The sequence below is a fragment of the Acinetobacter celticus genome (genome assembly GCF_001707755.1).
Classification (GTDB): domain Bacteria; phylum Pseudomonadota; class Gammaproteobacteria; order Pseudomonadales; family Moraxellaceae; genus Acinetobacter; species Acinetobacter celticus.
On the sequence record NZ_MBDL01000001.1, the window covers coordinates 677,067 to 683,470 of the forward strand.

General features: G+C 37.0%; 7 protein-coding genes and 1 rRNA gene. 1 reads left to right on the top strand and 7 read right to left on the bottom strand.

The features are described from left to right. Positions 1 to 208 precede the first annotated feature (208 nt). Both BBP83_RS03135 and BBP83_RS03140 read right to left on the bottom strand, forming a co-directional pair. Positions 209 to 514 carry a tautomerase family protein gene (locus BBP83_RS03135; RefSeq protein WP_245669699.1) on the bottom strand — a complete coding sequence of 102 codons (306 nt, stop codon included), beginning with the start codon at positions 512 to 514 and terminating at the stop codon, positions 209 to 211. A gap of 191 nt (positions 515 to 705) precedes the next feature. Beyond that, on the bottom strand, positions 706 to 1,995 hold the full coding sequence (locus BBP83_RS03140; RefSeq protein WP_068885931.1) for a M20/M25/M40 family metallo-hydrolase: 1,290 nt from the start codon (positions 1,993 to 1,995) through the stop codon (positions 706 to 708). A gap of 597 nt (positions 1,996 to 2,592) precedes the next feature. Here BBP83_RS03140 and BBP83_RS03145 point away from each other — a divergent pair. Then, positions 2,593 to 3,141 carry a type 1 glutamine amidotransferase domain-containing protein gene (locus BBP83_RS03145; protein ID WP_068885932.1) on the top strand — a complete coding sequence of 183 codons (549 nt, stop codon included), beginning with the start codon at positions 2,593 to 2,595 and terminating at the stop codon, positions 3,139 to 3,141. A gap of 60 nt (positions 3,142 to 3,201) precedes the next feature. Here BBP83_RS03145 and BBP83_RS03150 read toward each other — a convergent pair whose 3' ends face one another. From BBP83_RS03150 to rrf, 5 genes are all read right to left on the bottom strand, one after another. Beyond that, positions 3,202 to 3,513 (bottom strand): ankyrin repeat domain-containing protein, encoded by a 312-nt coding sequence (locus BBP83_RS03150; protein WP_068885933.1) that lies wholly within the window; start codon positions 3,511 to 3,513, stop codon positions 3,202 to 3,204. Between the two features lie 11 nt (positions 3,514 to 3,524). Continuing rightward, complete coding sequence (locus BBP83_RS15415) at positions 3,525 to 3,995, bottom strand: hypothetical protein (protein WP_245669700.1); 471 nt, start codon at positions 3,993 to 3,995, stop codon at positions 3,525 to 3,527. Positions 3,996 to 4,007: 12 nt separating this feature from the next. Then, entirely contained in the window at positions 4,008 to 4,250 is a 243-nt protein-coding gene (locus tag BBP83_RS03160; protein ID WP_068885934.1) for a hypothetical protein, read from the bottom strand. Between the two features lie 96 nt (positions 4,251 to 4,346). Continuing rightward, a complete protein-coding gene (locus tag BBP83_RS03165; RefSeq protein ID WP_068885935.1) occupies positions 4,347 to 5,696 on the bottom strand; it encodes an MFS transporter in 1,350 nt (449 codons plus the stop codon). Between the two features lie 489 nt (positions 5,697 to 6,185). Then, positions 6,186 to 6,300: ribosomal RNA gene (gene rrf / locus BBP83_RS03170) — 5S ribosomal RNA — on the bottom strand. Positions 6,301 to 6,404 lie beyond the last annotated feature (104 nt).

Sequence of the window (6,404 nt, forward strand, 5' to 3'; positions counted from 1 at the left end):
CCATGGCTTACAAGCAATGGAGGAAATTTCCTCTTTTCACTTGATGTAATTGACCTTACTATTAGACCTATAGAGACAGGAAGTCTCAAAAGCCTAAAACAATAATCATAAGAGCAACAGACGCTGGATGCGTACGGTATGACAGGAGTTGTACTGCTAGAATGAATATGAAAAGGCCCTGACAGGACGTCAGGGCCTTTTTCTTATCCTAAAAATTGACCTTAAAAGCCAAATTAATATCACACGCAGCTTGCCCTCCACGTATGCCCCAATTATTCAAAGAGCTTTCTCTTAAAATAATTTTGATATGATCTGAAGGAATTGAAAAATGATGTAATTTTTCAATAATCAGTCGATATAAATAACGTTTGGTATCTAATGACCGTCCAGTAAAACAATCAATACGGATGACCGTAAAGAGTTCAGGTTTTAATAAATTAGGGGGCACAAAAAACCGATGTGGTTCATGAACCACTAAACAAACATCACGGTCTGTTTCAGAGAGTTGAAACACTTCTTTTTATTTAAGGCATTAATTATGCACAGCATTGATCATCCCTATTTCAATGGCCTCTGGATACTGTCGTCGTATATCAATTTATACATTGGGCATTTTAGAGTGACCTGATTGGATTATTATTTTAAAGATAAACAGAGGCTTATCTCTATCTCATCAGATATAAGCCTCTGTAAATTATCTACCTATTACTGACTAGATGCATCCATAATCAGACGTGTTGCCAAATATAAACGTGGCACAATGCTCTCCATTAAAATATATTCTGCATTGTTTGAATGTGCTCCATCACCTGACAAGCCCATTCCTTCAAGGACAGCCGCTTTCGATTTCGCTCCAGCAAATGCAGCATCTGTGCCTCCACCAGTAGCCGTCGTTAGAATATTCATTGGTAAATCTAACTCATTTTTATAAATGGACTGTGCTTTTTCAGCCAGCTTCTTGGCTTTTTCATTGGCGGCTAAAGGCGGTCTGCGAACTTCAAACTTCACATCAACCTGACTGTCTGCCAATTTTTTATTTTTGACTTTCTCTTGTAAGGTTTTCTCAATTTTATCAAAATCTTCAACGCGTAAAGCACGTACATCCGCTTGGGCTGAAGCGACATCTGGAATCACATTACGGGTTTTACCCGCAGTCGCCACAGTCCAATTTAACTTTAACCCTGTTTTAGCATTAGATAAATTTTGCATCTGAGCAATTTGATGAGATAGCTCAGTCAGTGCATTGACTCCTTCTTCAGGCTTCACCCCTGCATGAGAGGATTTCCCTTTTATCTCCAGATACGCAGCTCCAATCCCACTGGTCGCTAAACGTAAACTGCCATCCTTACCACCGCCTTCAAAAGATAAAACAATATCTTGGTCTTGAGCAGTTTCGGTAATCAGCTGACGTGAACCCGGTGAACTAATTTCTTCATCTGAATTCACTAATACAGTAATAGTACCGTAATCTTGATAATTTAATTTTTTCAAAGCCTCTAATATATGAATGATGGCCGCAACGCCTTGCTTGTCATCCAAGATTCCTAAACCATAAACTTTGTTTCCATCAATACGAAACGGCTGATCTTTTAACATGCCCTTTGGATAGACAGTATCCAAATGCGCAATCAACATGATTTTGCTTTTTCCTTTGCCCTTCAACACTCCTTTAACCATCGGGCCAGTGTGCTCAGGTGTATCATCTAATTTAAAGCGATTGTTCGGCTGAATGATTAAAACCTCTGCACCAGTGCTTTTTAAACGCTCTGCAACTGCTTTGGCAATTTGATTTACCCCTTCAATATCTTTACTTCCAGACTCAATATTGACCAGTGTTTCTAATGTCTCTAAATAACTTTGCTTCTGAGTTTCGACAGTTTTTTTAATCTCCTGTGGCGAACTTGCCCAGCTTGTCATCGTACTCAAAGCCAGAGCCACCCCTAAAGTGAGGCTGAATGGACGAAAGTGCTGATTACTATTAACCGTTTTTGACATGAGTTTCTGTTCCTATCATTTTTTATAATGAAATTTTAATGCCTGATAAATTAATATACTATTCAACTAATGTATGGCAAAAATATGTATTCAACACTTTCATTTTTGACTAACTAAAGCAATACAAAATGATGCTCTACTCTCGCACCCAAACCCTCAAATAGTATTTTGTCCGTTTTGGCTTACATCAGATGTAGAAATAGCACTCTATTCAATCTTTTCATTTCCTTTTATAGTTCAGTTATACAAGACAGGATGTCTTAAGAGAATAACAATAAATAAATTGCAGTAGGATGCTGACAGGTACGACAGGAGTTATACCTAAATACGAAATATCGAGAAGCCCTATCAGGATGATGGGGCTTTTTCGTATCTGGCACTTTATTCAGTGCTTTTTTCCGCCTTATTCTAAAAGTGAGCTAAAAACTATCTCATGCTGTTGATTTGTAAATGAGTAAATCCTGTTCATCCTTAAAATAAATGATTTAAAACTTTCAATATCGACAAATTTTCTTACAGTTTTATGCCAAATCACGACATACAAGTAAAAAGCGGCTTGATAAGGTAAATCAATGCTTAGACAAAAAGGATCAACACATGACTCCGAAAGCCTTAGTCATTACTTCAAATGTGGGTGTAGAGCAGGATGAGTTACTCAAACCTTTAGCATTTTTACGCTCGAAAGGCATTGAATGTATTCATGCTGCACTTGAACAAAAGCCCGTGCAAACCGTGAGACATGATAAAGACCCTGCTCAAAGTTATGATCCAGATGCACTACTGGGCAAAGTAGATGTGAATGATTATGATATTTTGATCATTCCTGGGGGTACGGTTAATGCTGGTACGTTACGAATGAATAAAGACGCACAGAAATTGGTACAACAGTTTTCAGATGCTAAAAAGCCCATTGCGGCCATTTGTCATGGGCCGTGGTTACTGATTAATGCCAATCGGATTCAAAATAAACATCTGACCTCTTATCCAAGTATTCAATTAGATTTAGAAAATGCAGGTGGGAAATGGGTCAATGCAGATGTACATCATTGTAATACAGACGGATGGATGCTCATTACATCGCGTAGTCCTGAAGATATTCCAGTATTTAATAACGCAATTTTACAAGAATTAGAAACCCACAATTAAATGATTAAAGCTCATTTTCAGCACTTTAATCATTTAGAAAAGTCATTTTTTGATTGCCTATTAAAGGCTTTTTAGAAAAGTTGCTATCTGGTGTTGTTCTGCCATTTCTGCCAGTTCTAAAGCCGTATGTGGCGCTTTGTGTTGTACATCTGCACCTTTGCTCACAAGAAGTTGAACAACCTCTAAATAGCCATTTTCTGCTGCTGCTTGAAGAGCGCTATAGCCTTCATCGTCAGTTTGGTTGACATCTACGCCATTGGCTAATGCTTTTTCAACTTCAACGACTTCGCCCAGCGATGCCCAGTACACAAGTTCAGGAAGATGGAGTTCGTTATCATCTTCAGGGATTGGGGAGAATGAGTTGAGTTTCATAATTATTACCTTTATTTTGTTAACTCAAATTTAAGACCAAAATGAAGTCCTGAAACTTGAGTTGCCAGCTCTTTTAATGCTTCATGAATTCCAGTTAAAATATTATCATCACTTACATAAGACTCCACTATCTCATTGTCTTGATTTTCTACAAGTAGAATAATTTTAGATCCTTTTGATTTATCTATTTTTTCTCCTGAATCCTGAGTAAAAGTAAATTTTTTTAAAGGTGTTTTTCTGTAATCGAAGTCTTTATTCATAGTTATTGGATATCGAAACATAGTAGAATTTTTATCAAACTCCTCAATAATTTCAATTAATTGTGGGATTTCATCAGGAATATCAAACCAATTCGTTTCGCACGTTGCAAGGATATATTTCTTATTATCTTCAAGAAAATTTAAAAAATTTATAAATAGAGTATTGATTGAATGTACATTGAAAATTTTCTTTTCTTTATTGTTCTCTATTAATAACGGCAAATTATCATCAGATTACAATCTATTATTCTGAGAAGGACATACCCTATAGATTAAGGTGATTACTGATTTTAAATATAACTCTATACTATGACGATAGAGGTATAAAAGAGGTAGTTTCCCTCCTCCAATACCGAATCCATATTTACTCTCTTGATTATTTTCTAATGTCTGAGCTGCATAATAAAAAGAATCAGCTGTAGAGCCTAATCCTGAATCAATTTGCAATGTTAAAGGCTTAAAATATTCTTCTATCATAATTATGCTAATAAAAAATTATTGTTATTGATGTTAACACAGAGAATATCTGCATAAAAAAGCCCCCTTACGGAGGCTTCTTTTAAACTAAAATTTTTAAGCTTTCGCTACTACCGCTTTACTTGAACCAATTTTTTCAGGTTCATCATCATGCATAATTAAAGCAACTGCAATTGCAGTAATAAGTACAGGTAAACCCACAGCTATAAAGTTGAAATGTGCAGGTAAGTTCATTCCTAACAAACCACCAATTAAAATTGGCCCTACAATCGCACCCATACGGCCAATAGCAGACGACCAACCAATCCCTGTTGAACGTATCGCCAATGGATAAAACTGTGCGACATAGCTATACAGTAGCATTTGCGAACCAATTGAAGCTGCACCCGCCAAGAACACCAAAATGTATAACAGGAACTGATTCGATTGGAAGCCCATTAAGCTCATCACAACTGCACCCATCATGCCAAGGCACATCAACACAGGCTTCAAATGGAAGCGATCCGCTAAAATACCACCACCGACAATACCAACAACAGCACCCACGTTCATTACCAGCATGAACATCAAACTGTTATTCATTGAATAACCAGCAGCCATCATTAACTTCGGCAACCAACTGCTTAATGCATACATAGTTAGCAAACAAGTAAAAAAAGCCAACCAAAATAACAACGTATTTGTCGTACGACCGCGACGGAATAAACTCACCACGTTTGCAGATTCAGGTACATCAACCTTTGGCAAAGTAAATGCAGTGTTTTCATTGACTGTTAAATTAGGCGCCAAACGACGAACAATACTACGTGCCTTGTCCTGTTTATTTTCTTTGACAATAAATGCCAAAGATTCAGGTAAAAACTTCCAAATCAATGGCAATAAAAATAAAGGAATACCTGCAATAAAGAACATCACCTGCCAACCAAAATTTGGCGTAAACCATGAGCCTAATAATGCAGCCATCACACCACCTACGGCATAACCACTAAACATGGTTGTCACCAAAGTACTACGCATCTTCTGCGGTGCATATTCAGAAGTTAGTGCCACAAGGTTTGGCATAACACCACCAATCCCTAAACCGGCTAAAAAGCGCAAAATACCAAATTCAGTCGGGTTTGATGCAAAACCACCAGCAAAAGTTAATCCACTAAACAGTACAATACAAATCATGATGACTTTTTTACGGCCAATTTTGTCAGCTAAAGAGCCAAAAAACATCGCACCAAACATCATCCCAGCCAGCGCTGTACTGGCAAGCATTCCAGCTTGTACTGCACTTAAGCCCCACTCTTGCATTAAAAGTGGCAACACTACACCATTGATGGCTAAATCATAGCCATCAAATAAAATAATCAATAAGCACCAAGCCACAACATTGAAGTGGAACGGGGTAAATTTCGCTTTATCGACTACAGAACTAATATCTAAATTTTCCGCTGTCATCGTTCTCATCTCCCATGAGTACTTGCCCAAATTTGTTGTAAATTTTTAAGTAAAACTCAATTTTGGCGCAATATACACAAGTCAAATTCCATGAGCAATTAGACCTACGTATAGCCCATTTACAGCGCTTAAGAATATTTTATAACTTATAATTTTCAAAGCTTTATATTTGTTTTATTTTATCTAAATATCAGTTTTTATCTTTTAATTCATATTTTTTTATGCGTATTTTGAGCCAATAATCTTTCTATATTTATCCACTTTTTCTAAACAATAAAAAAGGTTATTTTAATCTCAGGTTTAAATTGGGTGGTTTGAATCCTGGGTGTGGATCGTTGAACTTCAATCATGTCTTAACATTTCCGTTTGGTACGGAATAGGTCTTTGTATATTTTTATCCCTTCATCCATTTGTTTTCTTATTTTTATTTATTTCCTGCATAAAAAAACCCCCTCAGTCTTGTGACTGAGGGGGTTTTTAGAATTAATGAGCTGGCGATGACTTACTCTCACATGGGTAACCCCACACTACCATCAGCGCAAAGAGGTTTCACTTCTGAGTTCGGGAAGGGATCAGGTGGTTCACTCTTGCTATTGTCGCCAGCACAACTGTTTATGACTACTCGCTATGGTCTTAATTACGTTGCTTACGCTTCGTTGTGCCTAGCTTTGGTCAAAAGAGTTATTAACAGAATGTTATTTGAGTTGA